We start from the raw sequence: 21,114 nt of genomic DNA on the forward strand, positions 1-21,114 counted from the left end.
CGTCAGCGGCGCGGTGAGACATTTATTACCAAATGAATCTGGACGCCACAAAGCTGCCGCTCCCGGGCCGAAGTTGCGCCTATTGGCAGGGAAACTGCCGGTTCAAGCCCGCTACCGCCGCGTCCATGCGCCGTGCCAGTGCCGCGCTCGCGGCCGGCATCGGCTCGCGCAGCTCCGCGCTCAACAGCCCCTGGCGCCCCAGTTGCGCCTTGACCGGCCCCGGATTGGGTTCGGCGAACGCCAGTTGGATCACCGGCGCCAGCGCCTGGAACAGCTTGCGGGCCAGATCCAGTTGCTGCGCCCGCACCGCCTGGTACATGGCCACGAACAGATCGGGCCGGATGTGCGCCGCCGCCGCGATCAGGCCGCTGCCGCCCAGGCACAGCAGCGACAGCGATTGCAGGTCCTCGCCCGCCAGCACGTTCATGTTGCCGTCGGCGATCAGGGCCAGGGTCTTGTCGAGCGAACCGCCGCAATCCTTGATCGCGGCGATGTTCGGATGCGCGGCCAGCGACAGCAATGTCGCGGTCTCCAGCGTTGTGCCTGTGCGATAGGGAATGTCGTACAGCACCAGGGGAAAGCGCGAGGCATCGGCCAGGTTGCGGAAGTAGGCGGCCGCGCCGTCCTGCCCCGGGCGCACGTAGTAGGGCGCCGGCGCCAGGATGCCGGCCAGCGGCCGGGTGCCGAACGCGGCCAGGCGCTGCAGCACGTGCCCCTGGTGATTGCCCGCCAGGCCCATCACCACCGGCATGGCGCCGGCCTCGTTCAGCACGGCGTCCAGCACCGCCAGTTGCTCGGCGTCGTCGAGCGCCGCGGCTTCGCCCGTGCTGCCGCAGACGACCAGGCCGTCGACGCCCGCGGCCTTGAAATGGCGCACCAGGCGGCGCAAGGCCCCGCCATCGACGGCGCCGCCGGAAAACGGCGTCACCAGGGGGATCCAGACGCCTTGGAACGGGGATTGATGAGTTTGCATGAACACTCCTTCGGTGTAAGCGGACCGTGGTTGGACCGTACAGAAGTGCTCGGGATACCAGGGGGTGCGCGCGAAGGCGCCGTGGCGCCGCCGTGAGGCCGCTGTTCCGTCGCCCATCTGACGGAACAGCATGCTCCGGTCAGATGAGCGGCTGTTTTTTGGATTTCAGGCCGGCGCAAACCGTATCCACGCCGAGGGCGCGGAACAGGAAAGCGGACAGGATGGCCTGAGGAATCATGAATGGAATAAAGGGTTGAAACCGGCCGCGAACGACCGATGCGCAAATCTACCGGGCCGCCGCCCCCCTGTCAACGCAGGCTGGCCAGGAAGATCGCGCACAGCGCTTCCATGCCCTGGCGATCGTCTTCGTCGAAACGGTCCGGCACCGGGCTGTCCACGTCCCACACGCCGATCAACTCGCCTTGGTGCACCAGCGGCACCACGATCTCGGAACGCGAGGCCGCGTCGCAGGCGATGTGGCCGGGGAACGCGTGCACATCGGGCACCAACTGCGTCTGGCGCTGGCTGGCGGCCGCGCCGCACACGCCGCGATTGAGCGGAATGCGCACGCAGGCCGGCTTGCCCTGGAACGGGCCCAGCACCAGCTCGGTGCCGTCGAACAGATAGAACCCGACCCAGTTCAGGTCGGGCAGCGCCTGGTAGGCCAGCGCGCTCAGGTTGGCGGCATTGGCGATGCGGTCGTGCTCGCCGTCAAGCAGGGCGCGGGCCTGCTTGGCCAGTTCGGCGTACAGCGCGGCCTTGGAGTCGGCGGTGATCGGGGCGGCTTCAAACATATATCTAAATGTAACTGTACAGGCGATTATCGATGCAAGTGATTTTAGGGGCTGCCCACGATAAAGGGGCCGCCTTGCCACGCTGTGGGACAATAGTTTACGCAGTAACGTCTTTACCGCCCCGTTGTCATCACCCCGTCACTCCCCTTCTTGATTAAGAAGCAAACCATGGACAAGCCTCTCGAACCGACGTTCGCCTTTTCCGAACGCGCCCAGCAACTCACCAGCTCCGCCATCCGCGAGATCCTCAAGGTCACCGAGCGGCCCGAAGTCATTTCGTTCGCAGGCGGCCTGCCGGCGCCCGGCGGCTTCCCGGTAGAAGTGGTGCGTGCGGCATTCGACAAGGTACTGTCCACCAACGGCCGCGCGGCCTTGCAATACGGCCCCACCGAAGGCTACGCGCCGCTGCGCCAATGGGTCGCCGACGACCTGAACCGCGCCGGCGCCAACGTCGCCGCCGACCAGGTCCTGATCGTCTCGGGCTCGCAGCAGGCGCTCGACCTGCTGGGCAAGGTGCTGGTCGACAAGGACAGCAAGGTGCTGGTCGAAGACCCCAGCTACCTGGGCGCCCTGCAATCGTTCAGCCTGTACCAGCCCAAGTACGTGCCGGTGCCCACCGATGACGGCGGCCTGATTCCCGAGGCCATCACCCCCGAGCTGGCCGCCGGCGCCCGCTTCCTGTACGCGCTGCCCAACTTCCAGAACCCCACCGGCCGCACCCTCAGCCTGGAACGCCGCATCGCGCTGGTCAAGCGCGCCGCCGAGCTCGGCTTGACCATCATCGAGGACGATCCCTACGGTGAACTGCGCTACGCCGGCGAACCCCAACCGGGCCTGATCGCGCTGGCCGCCGAGTACGGCGCCAACGTCGTGCGCCTGGGCACGTTCTCCAAGGTGCTGGCTCCCGGCCTGCGCCTGGGCTACATCGCCGCCGCCCGTCCGCTGATCCACAAGCTGGTGCAGGCCAAGCAGGCCACCGACCTGCACACGCCCACGCTGACCCAGATGGCCGTGTACGAGATCGTCAAGGACGGCTTCCTCGAAGAGCACCTGCCCAACGTGCGCGAGATCTACCGCGCCCAGGGCAGTTGCATGCTGGACGCCATCGCCCGCGAATTCCCCGCCACCGTCAGTTGGACCAAGCCCGAAGGCGGCATGTTCATCTGGGTGACGCTGCCCGAGCACATCGACAGCACCAAGCTGCTGGAAAAGGCGATCGCCCAGAACGTCGCGTTCGTGCCGGGCGCGCCGTTCTACAGCGGCGCCGGCCGCGCCAACACGCTGCGCCTGAGCTTCGCCACGGTGCCGGAAGACAAGATCCGCACCGGCATCGCCATCCTGGGCAAGCTGCTCAAGGAATACACGGCCTGAAAACCGGGTCCTGACCACGCTTGACGGTCCCACGGCCGGGCGCGATGCCCGGCCGTTGTTTTATGCTGTCGGCTTTCCTCCCTTTTCTTTCGCCGTGACAGTGAGCGCTCCGCAATCCTCTCCCGTCGACCTCAGCGACATCGTTTTCACCGACTGGGTCGAACGTTGGCTGCCCAAATCGTGGCGGCCCTACGCCCGGCTGTGCCGGCTCGATCGCCCCATCGGCACCTGGCTGACACTGCTGCCCTGTATCGCCGCGCTGGTCCAGGCCGCTGGCGGCCTGCCCGACCTGCAACGCCTGGTGGTGTTCTCGCTGGGCGCGCTGCTGATGCGCGGCATCGGCTGCACCGTCAATGACATGTGCGATCGCAACTTCGACAAGCACGTCGAACGCACCCGCTTCCGTCCGCTGACCAGCGGGCAGCTCAGCATGCGTAATGCAGTCTGGTTTTTATTGGGCCAATTGGTGGTCTGCGGATCGCTTTTGTTCTTCCTGAATGGCATGAGCCGCTGGCTCGCCGTGGCCGTCCTGCCGTTCGTTTTCATCTATCCCCTGTGCAAGCGCGTGACCTACTGGCCGCAGGTAGTGCTGGGCATCTGCTTCAACTGGGGCATGCTGATGGCGTGGTCGGATACGCAGAACCATGTGCCCCTGGCGGCCATCGCGATGTGGTTCGGCGCGGTGCTGTGGCAGGTGGGTTACGACAGCATCTATGCCTACGTCGATGTGCGCGATGACCGCAGCCTGGGCCTGCATTCCACGGCCATGCGCTTCGGCGACCAGGGCAAGTTATGGATCGGCGGCTTCTATCTTGGCACCGTGATTTTGTGGGCCTGGGGCGGCTATGCCATCGGCATGTCGTGGGCCTATTACGTCGGCATGGCGGCGATCGCCGTGCACCTGGCGTGGCAGTTGAAAGTGTTCGACATCCAGCGCCCCGACCGCAATTTCATGCTGTTCCGCGCCAACCTCTGGCTGGGCGCGATGCTGGTCGCGGCGGCGCTCGCGGGCACCCTGATCGGCTGATCCGGCGCATTGCGGATGCCCCACGCTTAAGGGATGATGCCCGCTCCGAGACGTGTTTTACGGAGACCCGCATGTCCGCTTTGACCAAAACCTTGCTGGCCGCCACCGCGGCCAGCGCGTTGTCCGGCCTGCTGCCGGCATACGCCTACGACCACGCCGAATGCTCGGCGCAACGCGGCTGCGCCGCCAAGATCTGCCACCTCGAACGCGAGCTCAGCTACGCACGCGCTCACAACAACTCGCATCGCGTCGCGGGCCTGCAGAGAGCGCTGGCAGAAACCAAAGCGCATTGCACCGACAGTCGCCTGGAGGCCGAGCGCGAGGCCGACGTACGCGACAAGCAGGCCAAGGTGGCCGAGCGTGAGGACGAGCTGAAGGCCGCACGCGCCAAGGGCAAGGAGGAAAAGATCCTCAAGGCCCAGCGCAAGCTGGATGAGGCGCGCGCCGAATACGACGCCGCGCTGGCCGATTTGAACCGCTGATCCCTCGCCCCTCTGGCCCCCCTGGGCCTAGTCCCGGGGGCGCGCCCTCTTTCCCCCGGCTTGCGCCACGCGGGGGCTCTCGTTATTGCCTGTTCCAGGCACGCCTGACGCGCCCGCGAACGCCCCATTGGGCGGTCCAGGCGCGCGGCTCCACGCCGATCTCCCCCGTCGACCACTACCTATTGCGTCATCAAATGGAAATATCGCCACCTATGGTGCCATTTGGTAAGTTCCAGCCTGATTAGTATTCATTTTGGAAAGATGTTTTCAGGTAATAAGGGTTTATCCCAAGGTAATTTGAGCCGAGAATGCATCTCATCGGGACACAGCAAGCGACCCCCGGCAATCAGGCCAGAGGATCGGATCCCAAGCTCAAGACATATGGAGGTCTGCTATGAAAACCCTTGCTACCGCTTTGATGCTGTCCATGTCCGTTCTGGCCGCCGCTGGCGCCCAAGCCGCTGAAGCCGACCAAGGCCCGACGCGTGCCCAGGTCCAGGCCGAACTGCAACAAGCCAAGGTTTCCGGCCAGTACACCTTCGGCGAAGAAGGCTACCCCGCCGCCATCGCCCAGAAGTCCAGCCTGACCTCGCAGCAAGTGCAGGAGCAACTGGCCCAGGCCAAGAACGCTGGTGAAGTCACCTTCGGCAACATGGACTACCCGCCCGTCGCCCACGCCGCCAGCACCACGTCGCTGAGCCGCAGCCAGGTCCAGACCGAACTGGCCCAAGCCAAGGCGGAAGGCCTGGTCACCTTCGGCAACATGGACTACCCCCCCATGGGCAGCTGATTGCACGGCCTGGCTTCCAGGCCCTGGCAATCGCCCCCCAAAAGCCCTCCGGCCTCACCCGGGGGGCTTTTCTTTTGACGTTTCGATCGGCTATTAAGTCATAACGACGTTACTGATAGCCGTTTCGACGCTTTGGCATCTACAAATCGACAGCACCCTCGCATAGGATGAGGCCAACCCATCCCCCTCTATGCAGGAGCCGCACCATGTCCCCCTCCCCCAAGCCCATCCTCCTCCTGGGCGCCGGCAAAATCGGTTTCGCCATCGCCCTGATGCTCGAGCGCAGCGGCGACTATTCGGTCCTGGTGGCCGACCAGGATCCGGCGCGGCTGCGCGCTGTCGCGGAATTGGGTTGCGAGACGCGCCAGATCAGCGACGACGCCTCGCTGGCCCGCTGCATCGAGGGCCGCTATGCGGTGGTCAACGCCCTGCCGTTCCATCGCGCCATCGCGGTCGCGCAACTGTGCAGTCAGGCCGGCGTGCACTATTTCGACCTGACCGAAGATGTCGCCAGCACCCATGCCATCCAGGCGCTGGCCGGCGACGCCCGCGCGGTGCTGATGCCGCAATGCGGCCTGGCGCCGGGCTTCATCGGCATCGTCGGCCATGCGCTGGCGCGGCGCTTCGACACCTTGCTGGACCTGCGCATGCGCGTGGGCGCGTTGCCGCGCTACCCGTCCAACAGTCTGCGCTACAACCTGACCTGGAGCACGGAAGGGTTGATCAATGAATACTGCAATCCGTGCGAGGCCATCGTCGACGGCCAACTCACCAGCGTGCCTGCGCTTGAAGGCTACGAGACCTTCGCGCTCGACGGGGTCGAGTACGAGGCCTTCAACACTTCGGGCGGCCTGGGCACGTTGCCCGCGACCCTGCTGGGACGCGCCCGCAACGTGGACTACAAGTCGGTGCGCTACCCCGGGCACTGCAACCTGATGAAGCTGCTGCTGAACGATCTGCGCCTGCGCGATCGCCGCGACCTGCTCAAGGATATCTTCGAGACCGCGATTCCCACCACCGAACAGGACGTCATCGTCATCCAGGCGCAGGCCTCGGGTCACCGCCACGGCCGGCTGGAAGAAGAGTCCTACCCCATACGCGTGTTCGGCGCCGACGTCGACGGCCACCGGCTCAGCGCCATCCAGTTATCGACGGCGGCAGGCATCTGCGCGGCGCTGGATCTCGTCGCCCAGGGGGTGCTGCCGCAGCGCGGCTTCGTGGGCCAGGAACAGATCTCGCTCGAGGCTCTGCTGGCCAACCGCTTTGGCCGCGTTTATGCCGGCAAGCCGCTGGCCCTGGCCGGCGCCGTGACCGAAGACCGCTGAGCCTGGCGGCACGCCGCGGCGCGCGCGGCTTCATCGCGCAGCGGGCCGGTCATAGGCCCGCGCGGGTCCGCGCCGCGGCGTTCAGGTCCACCCTTCCAGGCGCAGCGTCGCCCGCACCAGGCGTTGCTCTTCCTGTTCGATCTCGGCCAGGTTCTGCCGCACGCTGTCGACGTGATCGGCCGCGGCGCGGCGCGCCTGCTCCGGCTGGCGGCCGATCACGGCGTTGAAGAGCCGCGCGTGCTGCTTGTCGATCTGGCGCTTTTCGGGCTCGCGGTGGTAAAGGTTGTTCACACAGGCGAACACCGAACCGAGCATCAGGTCGTTGAGCGACTGCAGCGTGTGCACCAGTACCGGGTTGTGCGAGGCCTCGCAGATCGCCAGGTGAAAGGCGTGGTCCAGGTGCGCGTGCGTGGCGGTATCCGCGGCCTGCGTGTTGACCATGTCGTCGTAGCGACGGCGGATCATGATGAAGTCGGCCTCGGTGCCGCGCAACGCCGCCAGCCGCGCCGAATCCGCCTCCAGCAGCGAGCGCACTTCCAGCAGGTCATACAGGGTGCGCGGCTGCGAATTGAACAGATGCATCAGCGGCCCCGCGTCCACCTTGGAAATGCGGGCCACGAACGAGCCTTTGCCCTGCGAGGTATGGATGATCTCGCGCGCGCGCAGCAGCTTGAGCCCTTCGCGCAGCGCGGTGCGAGACACGCCCAGTTTTTCCGTCAGGCGCCGTTCCGATGGCAAGGCCTGGCCCGCTTTCAGGACGCCGTCCAGGATCAGGCGCTCGATGCGCTCGGCCACCTCGTCCGCCACCTGGCGGGGTTTCGCTTCAGTTTCCGCATGCATTGCGTTTTCCGGACCAGTGGTATGACCATGCCACAGCCATCATTGATCCATCGCTCCCGGCTTTTGTAAGTTACTGATATAGAACCATAAAAAAACGATGTTTGCCGAACCGCCGCCAAATAAACTGGTATGACCAGCGGTTTTTGATATGGACTTTGGGTCAGGTGCGAACGATGATGTCAGGACCGATTCGCCCGGCGCCCGCGCCGCCCAGACCTACTACCGTCAGAGATCCGCATGACTCAACGCACCCAGCACCACGGCCTGCAAGTGGCGGCCAATCTCAGCCAGTTCATCGAAAAGGAAGCGTTGCCCGGCTCCGGGCTGGACGTCGACGCGTTCTGGAAGGGATTCTCGGCCCTGGTGCATGACCTGGCGCCCAAGAACCGCGCCCTGCTGGCCGAACGCGACCGTCTGCAGGCCGAACTCGACGCCTGGCATCGCGCCCATCCTGGCCCGATCGTCGATCCGGCCGCCTACCGCCAGTTCCTGGAAGGCATCGGCTACCTGCTGCCGCAGCCGGCTTCCGTGCGCGCCACCACCGACAATGTCGATACCGAAATCTCGCAGCAGGCCGGCCCGCAATTGGTCGTGCCGATGTCCAATTCGCGCTACGCGCTGAACGCGGCCAACGCGCGCTGGGGCAGCCTGTACGACGCGCTCTACGGCACCGACGCGATTCCCGCCACGCCGGGCGACAACGGCGCCGGCTACAACCCCGAGCGCGGCCGCGCGGTCATCGCCCGCGCTCGCCAGTTCCTCGACACCGCCGCGCCATTGGCACAAGGCTCGCACGCGGAGGCCCGCGGCTACTCGGTCGAGAACGGCCAGTTGAAGATTGCGCTGTCGAACGGCGCCACCACGCTCAAGACGCCGAGCCAGTTCACGGGCTACCAGGGCGACGCCGGCGCGCCCACGGCCATCCTGCTCAAGAACCACGGCCTGCATTTCGAAATCCAGATCGATCGTGCCCACAGCATCGGCGCCACCGACGCCGCCGGCGTCAAGGATGTGTTGGTTGAGGCCGCGCTGACCACCATCATGGACTGCGAGGACTCGGTCGCCGCGGTCGACGCCGAAGACAAGGTCCACATCTATCGCAACTGGCTGGGCCTGATGAAGGGCGACCTGACCGAGGAGGTCACCAAAGGCGGCAAGACCTTCACCCGCAAGCTCAACGCCGATCGCCAATACACGCGTCCGGACGGCTCGGCGCTGACGCTGCATGGCCGCTCGCTGATGTTCGTGCGCAACGTCGGCCACCTCATGACCAACCCAGCGGTGCTGGACCGCGACGGCCAGGAGATCCCCGAGGGCATCCTCGACGCCGTGGTCACCAGCCTGGCGGCGCTGCAGGATCGCGAGCGCAAGCTCAACTCGCGCACCGGCTCCGTCTACATCGTCAAGCCCAAGATGCACGGCCCGGTCGAGGCTGCGTTCGCCAGCGAGCTGTTCGATCGCGTCGAGGACCTGCTGGGCCTGCCGCGCAACACCCTGAAAATGGGCATCATGGATGAAGAGCGCCGCACCAGCATCAATCTGAAGGCCTGCATCCAGGCTGCGGCGTCGCGCGTGGCGTTCATCAACACCGGCTTCCTCGACCGCACCGGCGACGAGATGCATTCCAGCATGGAAGCCGGCCCCATGCTGCGCAAGGGCGACATGAAGTCCACCGCCTGGATCACCGCCTACGAGCGCAACAACGTGCTGGTCGGCCTGGACGCCGGCCTGCGCGGCCGCGCGCAGATCGGCAAGGGCATGTGGGCCATGCCCGACCTGATGGCCGCCATGCTCGAACAGAAGATCGCCCATCCCAAGGCCGGCGCCAATACCGCCTGGGTGCCGTCGCCCACGGCCGCCACGCTGCACGCGCTGCACTACCACCAGGTGGACGTGCAGGCGGTCCAGCAGGAACTGGAACGAACCAGGCTCGACAGCGTGCGCGACGAACTGCTGGCCGGCCTGCTGACGGTGCCGGTGGGCGACCGCGCCAAATGGTCCGCTGCCGACATCCAGCAGGAACTGGACAACAACGTGCAGGGCATCCTGGGCTACGTGGTCCGCTGGATCGACCAGGGCGTGGGCTGCTCCAAGGTGCCAGACATCCACAACGTCGGCCTGATGGAAGACCGCGCCACGCTGCGTATTTCGAGCCAGCACATCGCCAACTGGCTGCGCCACGGGGTGACCAACCGGGAGCAGGTCATGGAGACTTTCCAGCGCATGGCCAAGGTGGTGGACGGCCAGAACGCCGGCGATCCCCATTACCTGCCGATGGCCGGCAATTTCGATGGCTCGCTGGCGTTCAAGGCGGCGTGCGCGCTGGTCTTCGAAGGCCTGACCCAGCCCAACGGCTACACCGAGCCGTTGCTGCACAAGTTCCGCCTGGAATTCAAGGCCGCGCAGGCCTGAGTCGAGCGCCCCACCGGGCGCAACACCCGAACGGCGGGCAGCCCAGGCTGCCCGCTTTTTTTTGGCGCCGCCCCGACCCGGCGCGATAAACGCGCATTTTTCGCACGGTCGTGCTAAATTCGCGCCATGACTGCCAAGACCGAAAAAAGCGAGCTGACCTTCGCGGCCATCGTGGACGCGGCCCTCGACATGGCCGCCGCCCAGGGGCTGGAGAGCCTGTCGCTCGGTCAGTTGGCCAAGCGCCTGGGCATCAGCAAGAGCGGCGTTTTCTCGCGGGTGGGATCGCGCGAGGCCCTGCAGCAGGCCGTGCTCGAGGAATACGACCGCCGTTTCGTGGCGGCCGTCTTCACGCCCGCCATGGCCCAACCCCGCGGCCTGCCGCGGCTGAACGCGCTCGTCACGCTATGGATCGATCGCGCCTGCAATGTCGAGTTGCTGACCGGCTGCATCTACGTGGCGGGCGCTTTCGAGTTCGACGACGTCGAGTCGCCCTTGCGGGCGGTGCTGGAAGAGCGCCTCAAGCGCTGGCGCGCCACCATGGTGCGCACGGTCGGCCAGGCGTTGGAAGAAGGCCACTTGCGGCCGGACACCGATCCGGAACAACTGGTGTTCGAGGTATACAGCCTGATGATCGGGCTGATGCATGACGCCCGTTTCCTGCGCGATCCACGCGCCCGTGAACGGGTGCGGGACGCCTATGAGCGGCTGATTTCCACATATCGCAGCTTCAAGTACATCGCGTAGCCGTTGCAACGGACGCCGGCATGGGTCGGTATTTTTTTCGGCTAATTTCGCACGATCGTGCGATTTTTGAAAAAGGGAACGAAGTCATGGTCTTATACATCGGTGGGGCCGTCTTCATTGCGGCGCTGGCGCGTCTCTGGCTGATGTGGCGCGCCCTCCTGCGCCAGTTACCGGACCAGCCGCAGCATCTGGTGCTGTTCTAGGCGCGCCCATCGGCGGGCTGGCCGGCTTGCGGGGCGGACCGGCGCGTGGCGCTCGCCCGCGGCGCGCATCCCGGTCTATATTTCACCTTCACTCCCCGTCACTGCCCCATGTCGCGCTCCGTTCACCTACTGATCATCGATCCGCAGAACGATTTCTGCGACCTCCCCGCGCAATACCTGCCCGTCGATCCGCTGACGAGCCAGGCAGTCGCGCCCGCCCTGCCTGTGCCAGGCGCACATGCCGACATGCAACGGCTGGCGCGCTTCATCGATGCCACCGCGCCCGCGCTGTCGGCCATCACCGTCACGCTGGATTCGCACCATCGGCTCGACATCGCCCATCCGACCTTCTGGCGTAGCGGCGATGGCCGGCCGGTGGCGCCCTTCACCCCCATCACCGCCGGCCAGGTGCGCTCGGGCGCCTTCGAGCCCCGCCACGTCGACGACCTGCCGCGGACACTGTCGTATCTGGATGAACTGGAGGCGCGCGGCCGCTACACGCTGATGGTCTGGCCGGTGCACTGCGAGATCGGCACGTGGGGCCACAACGTCCATCCGGACGTGCGCGCCGCCTATGGCCGCTGGGAGGACGAACGCCAATACATCGTGCGCAAGGTTCCCAAGGGCGCCAATCCGTGGACCGAGCACTACAGCGCACTGATGGCCGAGGTGCCGGATGCCGACGACCCGCGCAGCCAGCTCAACCGCAAGCTGCTCGATTCGCTGGACCGTTCCGACCTCATCATCGTCGCGGGCGTGGCCGGCAGCCATTGCGTCAAGGCCACGGTCGAACACATCGCCGAGCACCTGCCCGGCGGCAACCTGTCGCGCGTGGTGCTGCTGACCGACTGCATCAGCCCGGTCACGGGCTTCGCGGATGCGCAATCCGGGTTCCTGCAGCGCATGCGCGACCTCGGCATGCAGGCGCGCAGCAGCGTGGACATGGCGCGCGCTCTGGCTTGAGGCCGGCGACGCCGCAATCCGCGGCGATCAAATGACAACGGCCGCACGCGTGCGCGTTGCGGCCGTGTGGCGATGGCAAAGCCGGTGAATCAGGCGGCGGGCTTGTCCTGGCACTCGACGTACAGGGCGCTGATCGCCTCGCACAGGGCCGGCGGCGCCTGGAACAGGCGTGCAACCAGCATGCAGCCCTGCACCGTGGCGAAGACCGCCCGGCCGGCCGCTTCAGCGGTGCCCGAGAATTTCAGGGTGCCTTCTTGGGCGCCTTGCGCCAATACCCGGGTCAACCAGGCTTCGTGCGCACGGAAGAATCCCTGCAGCGCGCCGCGTACGCGGTCGGGCAGGCTCATCATTTCGGCGGCCAGCATGCCGCCCAGGCACAGTTCGCCGTGGCCGCAGGCCTTCGACTCCATCATCGACAGATAGGCGTCGAGTTGGGCGTGGGCCGGCTGCGCGGTGTCGATGCTGCGCACCGACGCCAGGGCGCGGGCGCTGTAGGCTTCAACGGCCTCGTAGAGCAGGTCGTCCTTGCCAGGAAAGTAGTAGTGGATGCTGGACGTCTTCACGCCCACATGCTCGGCCAGATCGCGATAACTGAAGCCGTTGCAACCGCGGGTACGGATCAGCTTCTCGGCGTGGGCCAGGAGCTGGTCGCGGGTGGTGTTGGGGGTCGGAGTGTCCATGGCTGAATATTACCTACTAATAGGTCGGTTCGTCATCGGCGGTATCCCTAGGCGCAGATCCGATGCAACCGTGCGAACCCCGGCCGGGAATGATCCCGCCCCCCGAGGTTCGCAGTGGCCGTCATCGAACTCAGCCTTGCACGGGCGGGTAGTCCAGCTCGCCGCTTTCGGTCAGGCCTTGGGCGCGGGCGGCGGCCAGCTCCTGCTTCACCTGGGCGCGGCTCTTGTCGCCCGCGCTGGCGAAGGCGGTGGCGGCGTAGCCTTCTTCACCGCTGGCCAGTTCGCCGTTGGCACGGGCGGCGGCCAGTTCTTGCTGCACCTGGACTCGGGTCACCGTGCTTTGGGTGTCCGCGGCGGGCGGATAGTCCAGCTCACCGGCGTGGGCGGCGCCCAGGAACGAGGCGGTGAGAATCAGGGCGGATACGAGGGTCTTCATGGTGGATCTCCGGAAAAAGGATTGGGTACTACAGTTCGGAAAAGCTATCTATGTATAGATAGGCATGTGGTCGAAAAAGATCAGCCTTGAACGGGCGGGTAATTCAGTTCGCCGCTGTCGGTCAGGCCTTGAGCACGGGCGGCGGCCAGTTCCTGCTTCACCTGGGCACGGCTCTTGTCACCGGCGCTGGCGAACGTAGTCGCGGCATAGCCTTCTTCGGTCGTCGCCAGTTCACCGTTGGCGCGGGCGGCAGCCAGTTCTTGCTGCACCTGGGCGCGGGTCACCGTGCTTTGGGTGTTCAGGGCGGGCGGGTAGTCCAGTTCGCCGGCTTGGGCGGCGCCGATGAAGGAAGCGGACAGGATCAGGGCGGATACGAGGGTCTTCATGATGATCTCCAGATAACGATGATGAGGATGTTTCGTTTAAACTATCTACTTATAGGTAGACAACACGGCAAATAAAAAAGGGGTGCTACTGTATTTCTGGTTTGGGGCGGCGCGGCGGTGTTGCTGGGTGCTGCGTCGATGGATGAATCTTACCTACTACTAGATAGATAGCGCAAGAGGCTTTTATGAAACTAAATATTTCATTCTGCCTAGCTGCGCTTTTCCTCCTCATGCCCTCCTAGGCCCTCTCTTCCCCTTCGGCCGCTCCGTCACCGTGGCATGCCTCGCGGGTGCCCCAGCCCCAGATGGGGAACATCAAGCCGCTGCAGCGAGGTCGGAATGCGCCCTTTCGCCCCCTTGTTGAAAAGCTGTGGAAAAGCCCCGAATCACGGTGCACAAGCTGTGTATATGCTGTGTGCAGCCTGGAGCCGGCAAGCCCCCTCTGTTGCCTGCAGATCGAGTCTACGCGCGGCTTGCGTGCCGGTGGCGAAGTCCGGATCCGAAATCCTGCGGGTTGATCTGCCGTCACGCCGGCCCGGGCAGGCAAGGGACCTGTCTGGCAGACCCTGTGAACAAACGGTGGACAAGGCCCGAAAACCAGTGGGCAAGCTGTTGAAATGCTGTGCACAGCCTGTGGATAGATAGCGAGATTTCCCTGGAAAGACAGCGGCTCCCGCAGCAGCGCGGCCGTGGCGGCGCCCAAACGGCACAAAGCCCGGCAAGCGCAAGGCTTGCCGGGCTTTGTTCGTGAACCGTCGCGGAAGACGCGATCAGAACGGAATATCGTCGTCCATGTCGGCCAGGTTGGCGCCGCCGCCGGCGGGCGCTGCCTGGGGCGCGGGACGCTGCTGCGGCGCCGGGCGCTGTGCCGGGGCGCGCTGCTGCGGCTGGCGCGCGGGCGCGTCGTCGTAGCCGCCGCCACCGCCGTAGCTGCCGCCACCGCCGCCGCCGTCTTCGCGGCCGCCCAGCATCTGCATCTGGTCGGCCACGATTTCGGTGCTGTAGCGGTCAGCGCCAGTGTCCTTGTCCTGCCACTTGCGAGTCTTCAGGCGGCCCTCGATGTAGACCGAGCGGCCCTTCTTCAGGTATTCGCCGGCGATTTCGGCCAGGCGGTTGTACATGACCACGCGGTGCCATTCGGTTTCTTCGCGGCGCTCGCCCGATGCCTTGTCCTTCCAGGTGGAGGTGGTGGCGATGGACATGTTGCAGATTGCGGCCCCGTCGGGGCTGTAGCGGACTTCCGGGTCGCGACCCAGGTTGCCCACGAGAATGACTTTGTTAACCGATGCCATGCCGTTGTCCCTCTGTTGTTGACAGCCTGTGCCACGCGTTGCCGCGAGCGCGCCGGCAACAACATAAATAGCGATGTTGAAGACCGGCTTCATGAAACTCGCCGGTCATCGCAGCGATGACCGGCGACGCCGGTGAAGCCCTAATTTGCCTTCTATTATCGACGAAAAGCGTCTGGCGCGCCAAACCCGATTGGTGACAAAGCCATCCGTCCAGGGAAACGATTTCACCGCTGTTGGACACCGTTGGCGGCGCGATCCGCGACTTTCGCCAACCGCGGTCTTCTAGGCCAGCGGCTTGAGCGCCCACGTCACGGCCAGCCAGACGGCGGCCAGCACCGCGGCGCCGACGAACACCGCACCGGGGCCGGAATGCGAGGCGATCCAGCCGCCCAATGCGCCGCCGGTGAACAGGCCTGCGGCCTGGGCAGTGTTGTAGAAGCCCAGCGCCAGGCCCTTGTAGGCCTGCGGCGCCACCCGAGACACCAGCGAAGGCTGCAGCGCCTCCAGTACGTTGAAGGCCACGAAGAAGCCGGTCAGCGCCGCCGCCAGGGTGTAAAAGCCGTGGCTGGCCGCCGGCAGCAGCGCGCACACCAGCACCAGGCCGGCCACGGCGGCGCGCAAGGCGCCCCGGTGGGCGCGGCGCTTTTCCGCCACGAACACCACCGGCACCATCAGCACGAACGACACCAGGATCACAGGCAGATACACCTTCCAGAGCTCACGCGCATCCAGGCCGCCAACTTTGGCCAGCAACGCCGGCACCACGACGAACAGCGACACCTGGATCAGGTGCAGCACGAACACGCCGAAATTCAGCCGCAGCAGGTCGGCATGGGTCAGCACCTGGCGCGGACTGGCGGCCTGCATGCTGCGGGCCTGCGTGCGCGGCACCACCGGCACCACCCAGCGCGCCACCGCCAGGCACACCACGCCCAGACAGGCGATGGTCCAGAACAGGCCCGACAACCCCCACCAGCCCACCAGCAGCGGCGACAGCACCAGCGACGCGGCAAACGACAGGCCGATCGAGCCGCCCACCATGGCCATTGCGCGGGTGCGCACCTCGTCACGGGTGGCGTCGGCCAGCCAGGCGGTCACGGCGGCCGAAATGGCCCCGGCCCCCTGGATGGCGCGACCGATGGTGATCCAGAACACGTCGTCGGCCTGCGCGCAGACCACGCTGCCCGCCACGAACAGCAGCAGGCCGAACAGCACCACCGGCCGGCGGCCCCAGCGGTCCGACGCCAGCCCGAAGGGAATTTGCATGAACGCCTGGGTCAGGCCGTACATACCCAGCGCCAGGCCGACGCGGGCGGGGTCATCCCCCCCGGGCAGGCCGCGGGCGGCCACGGCGAACACCGGCAGCAACAGGAACAACCCCAGCATCCGCGCGGCGAACAAACCGGCCAGCGCCACGCTGGCACGGCGCTCGGAAGGGGTCAATTTCAGTTTCGTGTCTGCCGGCATGCGGAATTTTCAACGATGACGAGGGCCGTTCGCGCGTGAATGTCATGCGCTGGCGGTCTGATCTATGGCCTGGGGACTCGGCGCGCTATAGTACCAAGTTGGCCTTTGCAACCGCTTAAAAGAGCCCGATAGACGTGACCATACGCATTCGGGGTGCCCGCACCCACAATCTCAAGAACGTCTCGCTGGATCTGCCGCGCCACAAACTGGTGGTGGTTACCGGCCTGTCCGGCTCGGGCAAGTCCTCGCTGGCATTCGATACGCTCTACGCGGAGGGGCAGCGGCGCTACGTCGAAAGCCTGTCCGCCTACGCGCGCCAGTTCCTGCAGTTGATGGACAAGCCCGACGTCGACCTGATCGAGGGCCTGTCGCCGGCCATCTCGATCGAGCAGAAGGCGGCGGGCCACAACCCCCGCTCCACGGTCGGCACCATCACCGAGATCCACGACTACCTGCGCCTCTTGTACGCGCGGGTCGGCACGCCCTATTGCCCGGACCACGGCCTGCCGCTGCAGGCGCAGAGCGTCAGCCAGATGGTGGACGCGGTGCTGTCCTGGCCGGCCGACACCCGGCTGGCGGTGCTGGCCCCCATCGCGCGCGGCAAGAAAGGCAGCTTCGAGGACGAATGCGCAAGCCTGCAGGCACAGGGCTACGTGCGCCTGCGCGTGGACGGCCAGATGGTCGAAATCGACGGCATGGCGCCGCTGAAGAAAACCGAGAAGCACGACATCGACGTGGTCATCGACCGCCTGCGCATCAAGCCCGAAAGCAAGCAGCGCCTGGCCGAGAGCTTCGAGACCGCGCTGCAACTGGCCGACGGCCGCGCGCTGGCGCTGGACATGGACGGCGCCCGTGAACAGGTCTTCTCCAGCCGCTACGCCTGCCCGGTGTGCAGCCACAGCCTGCCGGAACTGGAACCGCGCCTGTTCAGCTTCAACAACCCGATGGGCGCCTGCCCCAGTTGCGATGGCATCGGCCAGGTGGGGTTTTTCGATCCCAAGCGCGTGGTCGCCTTCCCCGAGCTGAGCCTGGCGGCCGGCGCCATCCGCGGCTGGGACCGCCGCAACGCCTTCACCCATTCGCTGCTGACCAGCCTGGCGGCGCACTACGAATTCGACATCGAGGCGCCCTTCGAGGACCTGCCCGAGGCGCTGCGCGACAAAGTGCTTTACGGCTCGGGCGACGAGGAAATCTCGTTCCTGTACCTGAATGAAAAAGGCCGCAGCACCGTCAAGCGCCACACCTTCGAAGGCGTGATTCCGAACCTGGAACGCCGCTGGCGCGAGACCGATTCGGCCACCGTGCGCGAGGAATTGGGCAAGTACCGCAACATCAAGACCTGCCCCGACTGCTGCGGATCGCGCCTGCGGCCGGAAGCGCGCAATGTGCTGATCGGCCAGGATCCGCGCGGCGGCGAGCGCCACGGCCAGGCCATCTATGAAGTCGAAGCGATGCCGCTTTCGACCTGCCTGGCGTGGTTCCGCGACCTCACCCTGACCGGATCCAAGCAGGAGATCGCGCAGCGCATCGTGCGCGAGATCGAGGCGCGCCTGAGCTTCCTGAACAACGTCGGCCTGAACTACCTGTCGCTGGACCGCAGCGCCGACACCATCTCCGGCGGCGAGGCCCAGCGCATCCGCCTGGCCAGCCAGATCGGCTCGGGCCTGACCGGCGTGATGTACGTGCTGGACGAGCCCTCCATCGGCCTGCACCAGCGCGACAACGATCGCCTCATCGGCACGCTGCAGCACCTGCGCGACCTGGGCAACAGCGTCATCGTGGTCGAGCACGACGAGGACATGATCCGCATGGCCGACTGGGTCGTGGACATGGGCCCGGGCGCGGGCGAGCACGGCGGCGAAGTGGTGGCGCAGGGCGATCCCGAGACCGTGCAGCGCGACCCGAATTCGCTCACCGGCCAGTACCTGAGCGGCCAACGCGCCATCGCCATCCCGCAGCGCCGCCCCGTCACGGACGATCTGCCCTGGCTGACCCTCACCGGCGCCACCGGCAACAACCTCAAGAACGTCGACCTGCGCCTGCCTGCCGGCCGGCTGATCTGCGTCACGGGCGTATCCGGCTCGGGCAAATCGACCCTGGTCAACGACACGCTGGCGGTGGCGGTGTCGCGCCAACTGCATCATGCGCAGAGCGAGCCGGCCCCCTACGTCGCAATGCAGGGCCTGGAGAACTTCGACAAGATCATCAGCGTCGACCAGAGCCCGATCGGCCGTACGCCGCGCAGCAACCCGGCCACCTACACCGGCCTGTTCACCCCGATCCGCGAACTGTTCGCGGGCGTGCCCGAGGCCCGCACCCGCGGCTACGATCCCGGCCGCTTCAGCTTCAACGTCAAGGGCGGGCGCTGCGAGGCCTGCCAGGGCGACGGCGTGGTCAAGGTCGAGATGCACTTCCTGCCCGACATGTACGTGCCCTGCGACGTCTGCCACGGCAAGCGCTACAACCGCGAAACGCTCGAGATCCGCTACCGCGGCCGCAACATCAGCGAAGTGCTGGACCTGACCGTCGAGCAGGCGCTGGAGTATTTCGAATCGGTGCCGGCGATCGCACGCAAGCTGCACACGCTGATCGACGTCGGCCTGTCGTACATCCGGCTGGGCCAGAGCGCCACCACGCTGTCGGGCGGCGAAGCGCAGCGCGTGAAGCTGTCGCAGGAACTGTCGCGCCGCAGCACCGGCCGCACGCTGTACATTCTGGACGAGCCCACCACCGGCCTGCATTTCCGCGACATCGAACTGCTGCTGCAGGTGCTCAACCAGTTGGTGGACAGCGGCAACACCGTGCTCATCATCGAGCACAACCTGGACGTCATCAAGACCGCGGACTGGCTCGTCGACATGGGCCCCGAAGGCGGCGACGGCGGCGGCCGGGTCGTGGCGCAAGGCACGCCGGAAGACGTGGCGGCGGCGCCGGAAAGCCACACCGGACACTATCTCGGCAAACTGCTGCGCCGCACGCCCGGCGGCTGAACGGCGCGGCACAATCAGGGCCTGTCACTAAGGGGAATCGGCATGTACACCTTGATCATCGGCAACAAGAACTACTCGTCGTGGTCGCTGCGGCCATGGCTCGCGCTGCGCGCCACCGGCGTCGCTTTCACCGAACAGAAGCTTGGCCTGTTCACCGAGGCGTTCGCCCGCCACCTGGAAACGCTCACGCCCGCCGGACTGGTGCCGGTGCTGCTGGATGGCGACCTGGCGGTCTGGGACTCGCTGGCGATCTGCGAATACGTGGCTGAACAGCATCCCGAGGCCCGCCTGTGGCCGCAGGACGCCCGCGCCCGGGCCCGCGCCCGTTCGCTGGCGGCGCAGATGCACAGCGGCTTCGGCGCGCTGCGCCAGGCGCTGCCGATGAACATCGAGGCGCACCTGCCTGGCATCGACATCCCCGAGGCCGCGCGCCAGGAGATTTCGCGCATGCACGCCATCTGGCAGGACACGCGCGCGGAATTCGGCCAGGGCGGCCCGTTCCTGTTCGGCGCCTTCTCGATCGCCGATGCGTTCTTTGCCCCCGTGGTGTCGCGCTTCGTCACCTACGGCATCGCCGCGGCCGGCCCGGTGCGCGACTACATGGACGCGGTGCTGGCGCTGCCGGCGATGCAGGAATGGATGCGCGACGCGCGCGCCGAAGCCACCTTCGTCGAGGCCGACGAGCCCTACCGCAAGCATCGTTGACGCCGCTGGGCCGCGTCTCGCCACCTGAACCCGGCGCGGGTACCGCCCAGGACACATCAGCCTGAACGCCGCCTGGCGTCGGCGCCTAGCTCATGTCGAACAGGCGCCGGTGCTCGCGGATGGCGTAGCGGTCGGTCATGCCGGCGATGTAGTCGGCGATGGCGCGGGCCTGGTCGTTGAAGGCGGCGCGCCGATAGTCCGGCGGCAACAGGCGCGGATCGTCCAGGAACGCCGCGAACAGTTCGCGCACGATGCGCCGCGCCTTCGTGGTCATGCGCAACACGCGGTAGTGTCGGTACAGATTGTCGAACAGGAACTTCTTGAGTTCGTCGGCTTCGCGCCGAATGTCGTCCGAAAATCCAGCCAGCGGCGGCGCGCGGCGCACGTCGTCGGCGCAGGCTGGCGCCACCTCGCGGATGCGCGCCAGCGACGTGCGCGTCAGGTCGCCGATCAGCGTATTTATCATGCGGCGGATGGTCTCGGCCACCGCGCGGCGCGACGCCAGTTCGGGATAACGCGCCAGCACCTCGGCATGATGACGCTGGAAGATGGACACGCCCTGCAATTGCTCCAGTGTTACCAGTCCCGAGCGCAGGCCGTCGTCGATGTCGTGGTTGTTGTAGGCCACTTCGTCGGCCAGGTTGGCGATCTGCGCCTCCAGCGACGGCTGGGTGCGCGCCAGGAAACGTTCGCCCACGGCGCCCAGTTGCCGCGCATGGGCCGCCGAGCAATGCTTGAGGATGCCCTCGCGGGTCTCGAAGCACAGGTTCAGGCCGTTGAAATCGGCATAGCGCTCTTCGAGCTCGTCGACCACCCGCAGGCTCTGCAGGTTGTGCTCGAAGCCGCCGGCCTCGGGCGCCAGCTCGCGCATGCAGGCGTTGAGTTCGTCCTGGCCGGCATGACCGAACGGCGTGTGGCCCAGATCGTGCGCGAGCGAAATGGCTTCGGTCAGGTCTTCCGACAGCCCGAGGCTGCGCGCCAGGGTTCGCGCGATCTGCGCCACTTCCAGGCTGTGCGTCAGGCGCGTGCGGAACAGATCGCCTTCGTGGTTCACGAAGACCTGGGTCTTGTACTCCAGCCGCCGGAACGCGCCGGAATGGATGATGCGGTCGCGATCGCGCTGGAATTCCGTACGGTTTTCCGGTGCGGGTTCGGCATAGGCCCGGCCGCGCGATCGGGACGGGTCGGATGCATAGGAAGCCAGTTCTTTCATCTGCGACACCGTCTCTCCAGC

At 66.3% G+C, this 21,114-nt stretch carries 19 protein-coding genes; 10 read left to right on the forward strand and 9 right to left on the reverse strand.

Annotation, left to right across the window (positions count from 1 at the left end; genetic code table 11):
- Positions 1-79 precede the first annotated feature (79 nt).
- The gene (gene dapA / locus AAID08_RS27970) at positions 80-973 is read right to left on the reverse strand and encodes a 4-hydroxy-tetrahydrodipicolinate synthase (protein WP_100508936.1); all 894 of its coding nucleotides are present in this window, start codon (positions 971-973) and stop codon (positions 80-82) included.
- A gap of 308 nt (positions 974-1,281) precedes the next feature.
- On the reverse strand, positions 1,282-1,767 hold the full coding sequence (locus AAID08_RS27975; protein WP_049077169.1) for a GAF domain-containing protein: 486 nt from the start codon (positions 1,765-1,767) through the stop codon (positions 1,282-1,284).
- A 168-nt stretch (positions 1,768-1,935) separates the two neighbouring features.
- On the opposite strand from AAID08_RS27975, the gene AAID08_RS27980 reads away from it, so the two are divergent.
- From AAID08_RS27980 to AAID08_RS28000, 5 genes are all read left to right on the forward strand, one after another.
- Positions 1,936-3,138, forward strand: coding sequence for a PLP-dependent aminotransferase family protein (locus AAID08_RS27980; RefSeq protein ID WP_064523985.1), 1,203 nt, complete (start codon positions 1,936-1,938; stop codon positions 3,136-3,138).
- Positions 3,139-3,238: 100 nt separating this feature from the next.
- Positions 3,239-4,165 carry a 4-hydroxybenzoate octaprenyltransferase gene (gene ubiA, locus AAID08_RS27985; RefSeq protein ID WP_054500264.1) on the forward strand — a complete coding sequence of 309 codons (927 nt, stop codon included), beginning with the start codon at positions 3,239-3,241 and terminating at the stop codon, positions 4,163-4,165.
- A 71-nt stretch (positions 4,166-4,236) separates the two neighbouring features.
- The gene (locus AAID08_RS27990; protein ID WP_054500263.1) at positions 4,237-4,647 is read left to right on the forward strand and encodes a DUF1090 domain-containing protein; all 411 of its coding nucleotides are present in this window, start codon (positions 4,237-4,239) and stop codon (positions 4,645-4,647) included.
- 394 nt (positions 4,648-5,041) lie between these two features.
- Entirely contained in the window at positions 5,042-5,437 is a 396-nt protein-coding gene (locus AAID08_RS27995; RefSeq protein WP_080977534.1) for a DUF4148 domain-containing protein, read from the forward strand.
- 206 nt (positions 5,438-5,643) lie between these two features.
- Positions 5,644-6,762, forward strand: coding sequence for a saccharopine dehydrogenase family protein (locus AAID08_RS28000; protein ID WP_054500262.1), 1,119 nt, complete (start codon positions 5,644-5,646; stop codon positions 6,760-6,762).
- A gap of 81 nt (positions 6,763-6,843) precedes the next feature.
- Here the strand turns inward: AAID08_RS28000 and glcC are convergent, their stop codons facing one another.
- Entirely contained in the window at positions 6,844-7,602 is a 759-nt protein-coding gene (gene glcC, locus AAID08_RS28005) for a transcriptional regulator GlcC (RefSeq protein WP_054430861.1), read from the reverse strand.
- 237 nt (positions 7,603-7,839) lie between these two features.
- Here glcC and AAID08_RS28010 point away from each other — a divergent pair, with 237 nt between their 5' ends.
- The 3 genes from AAID08_RS28010 to AAID08_RS28020 all read left to right on the forward strand — a co-directional run bounded on the left by AAID08_RS28010 (position 7,840) and on the right by AAID08_RS28020 (position 11,924).
- Positions 7,840-10,014 carry a malate synthase G gene (locus tag AAID08_RS28010; protein ID WP_054500261.1) on the forward strand — a complete coding sequence of 725 codons (2,175 nt, stop codon included), beginning with the start codon at positions 7,840-7,842 and terminating at the stop codon, positions 10,012-10,014.
- 126 nt (positions 10,015-10,140) lie between these two features.
- Positions 10,141-10,758, forward strand: a complete 618-nt coding sequence (locus AAID08_RS28015) for a TetR/AcrR family transcriptional regulator (protein WP_064523978.1) — start codon at positions 10,141-10,143, stop codon at positions 10,756-10,758.
- Positions 10,759-11,069: 311 nt separating this feature from the next.
- Positions 11,070-11,924, forward strand: coding sequence for an isochorismatase family protein (locus tag AAID08_RS28020; protein ID WP_054500259.1), 855 nt, complete (start codon positions 11,070-11,072; stop codon positions 11,922-11,924).
- Between the two features lie 89 nt (positions 11,925-12,013).
- Here the strand turns inward: AAID08_RS28020 and AAID08_RS28025 are convergent, their stop codons facing one another.
- The 5 genes from AAID08_RS28025 to AAID08_RS28045 all read right to left on the reverse strand — a co-directional run bounded on the left by AAID08_RS28025 (position 12,014) and on the right by AAID08_RS28045 (position 16,185).
- Positions 12,014-12,604 carry a TetR/AcrR family transcriptional regulator gene (locus AAID08_RS28025; RefSeq protein ID WP_064523974.1) on the reverse strand — a complete coding sequence of 197 codons (591 nt, stop codon included), beginning with the start codon at positions 12,602-12,604 and terminating at the stop codon, positions 12,014-12,016.
- Between the two features lie 130 nt (positions 12,605-12,734).
- Positions 12,735-13,040 carry a DUF4148 domain-containing protein gene (locus tag AAID08_RS28030; protein ID WP_054500257.1) on the reverse strand — a complete coding sequence of 102 codons (306 nt, stop codon included), beginning with the start codon at positions 13,038-13,040 and terminating at the stop codon, positions 12,735-12,737.
- A gap of 80 nt (positions 13,041-13,120) precedes the next feature.
- Complete coding sequence (locus AAID08_RS28035) at positions 13,121-13,426, reverse strand: DUF4148 domain-containing protein (RefSeq protein ID WP_395757189.1); 306 nt, start codon at positions 13,424-13,426, stop codon at positions 13,121-13,123.
- A gap of 770 nt (positions 13,427-14,196) precedes the next feature.
- A complete protein-coding gene (gene ssb, locus AAID08_RS28040) occupies positions 14,197-14,718 on the reverse strand; it encodes a single-stranded DNA-binding protein (protein WP_026382027.1) in 522 nt (173 codons plus the stop codon).
- A 282-nt stretch (positions 14,719-15,000) separates the two neighbouring features.
- On the reverse strand, positions 15,001-16,185 hold the full coding sequence (locus AAID08_RS28045; protein ID WP_054500255.1) for an MFS transporter: 1,185 nt from the start codon (positions 16,183-16,185) through the stop codon (positions 15,001-15,003).
- A 134-nt stretch (positions 16,186-16,319) separates the two neighbouring features.
- Between AAID08_RS28045 and uvrA the strand changes: the two genes are divergently transcribed.
- Entirely contained in the window at positions 16,320-19,175 is a 2,856-nt protein-coding gene (gene uvrA / locus AAID08_RS28050) for an excinuclease ABC subunit UvrA (protein WP_395757190.1), read from the forward strand.
- 42 nt (positions 19,176-19,217) lie between these two features.
- On the forward strand, positions 19,218-19,880 hold the full coding sequence (locus AAID08_RS28055) for a glutathione S-transferase family protein (protein WP_049077207.1): 663 nt from the start codon (positions 19,218-19,220) through the stop codon (positions 19,878-19,880).
- 85 nt (positions 19,881-19,965) lie between these two features.
- On the opposite strand, the gene AAID08_RS28060 is transcribed toward AAID08_RS28055, so the two are convergent.
- The gene (locus AAID08_RS28060; protein ID WP_395757848.1) at positions 19,966-21,093 is read right to left on the reverse strand and encodes a deoxyguanosinetriphosphate triphosphohydrolase; all 1,128 of its coding nucleotides are present in this window, start codon (positions 21,091-21,093) and stop codon (positions 19,966-19,968) included.
- Between the last annotated feature and the right edge of the window lie 21 nt (positions 21,094-21,114).

Origin of the sequence: Achromobacter sp. EB05 (genome assembly GCF_044232075.1) — a bacterium.
Classification (GTDB): Bacteria; Pseudomonadota; Gammaproteobacteria; order Burkholderiales; family Burkholderiaceae_B; genus Achromobacter; species Achromobacter dolens.

Coding starts and splice junctions, on each gene's coding strand:
- dapA (WP_100508936.1), bottom strand. CDS start 973: ATGCAAACTCATCAATCCCCGTTCCAAGGCGTCTGGATCCCCCTGGTG.
- AAID08_RS27975 (WP_049077169.1), bottom strand. CDS start 1,767: ATGTTTGAAGCCGCCCCGATCACCGCCGACTCCAAGGCCGCGCTGTAC.
- AAID08_RS27980 (WP_064523985.1), top strand. CDS start 1,936: ATGGACAAGCCTCTCGAACCGACGTTCGCCTTTTCCGAACGCGCCCAG.
- AAID08_RS27990 (WP_054500263.1), top strand. CDS start 4,237: ATGTCCGCTTTGACCAAAACCTTGCTGGCCGCCACCGCGGCCAGCGCG.
- AAID08_RS27995 (WP_080977534.1), top strand. CDS start 5,042: ATGAAAACCCTTGCTACCGCTTTGATGCTGTCCATGTCCGTTCTGGCC.
- AAID08_RS28000 (WP_054500262.1), top strand. CDS start 5,644: ATGTCCCCCTCCCCCAAGCCCATCCTCCTCCTGGGCGCCGGCAAAATC.
- glcC (WP_054430861.1), bottom strand. CDS start 7,602: ATGCATGCGGAAACTGAAGCGAAACCCCGCCAGGTGGCGGACGAGGTG.
- AAID08_RS28010 (WP_054500261.1), top strand. CDS start 7,840: ATGACTCAACGCACCCAGCACCACGGCCTGCAAGTGGCGGCCAATCTC.
- AAID08_RS28015 (WP_064523978.1), top strand. CDS start 10,141: ATGACTGCCAAGACCGAAAAAAGCGAGCTGACCTTCGCGGCCATCGTG.
- AAID08_RS28020 (WP_054500259.1), top strand. CDS start 11,070: ATGTCGCGCTCCGTTCACCTACTGATCATCGATCCGCAGAACGATTTC.
- AAID08_RS28025 (WP_064523974.1), bottom strand. CDS start 12,604: ATGGACACTCCGACCCCCAACACCACCCGCGACCAGCTCCTGGCCCAC.
- AAID08_RS28030 (WP_054500257.1), bottom strand. CDS start 13,040: ATGAAGACCCTCGTATCCGCCCTGATTCTCACCGCCTCGTTCCTGGGC.
- AAID08_RS28035 (WP_395757189.1), bottom strand. CDS start 13,426: ATGAAGACCCTCGTATCCGCCCTGATCCTGTCCGCTTCCTTCATCGGC.
- ssb (WP_026382027.1), bottom strand. CDS start 14,718: ATGGCATCGGTTAACAAAGTCATTCTCGTGGGCAACCTGGGTCGCGAC.
- AAID08_RS28045 (WP_054500255.1), bottom strand. CDS start 16,185: ATGCCGGCAGACACGAAACTGAAATTGACCCCTTCCGAGCGCCGTGCC.
- AAID08_RS28055 (WP_049077207.1), top strand. CDS start 19,218: ATGTACACCTTGATCATCGGCAACAAGAACTACTCGTCGTGGTCGCTG.
- AAID08_RS28060 (WP_395757848.1), bottom strand. CDS start 21,093: ATGAAAGAACTGGCTTCCTATGCATCCGACCCGTCCCGATCGCGCGGC.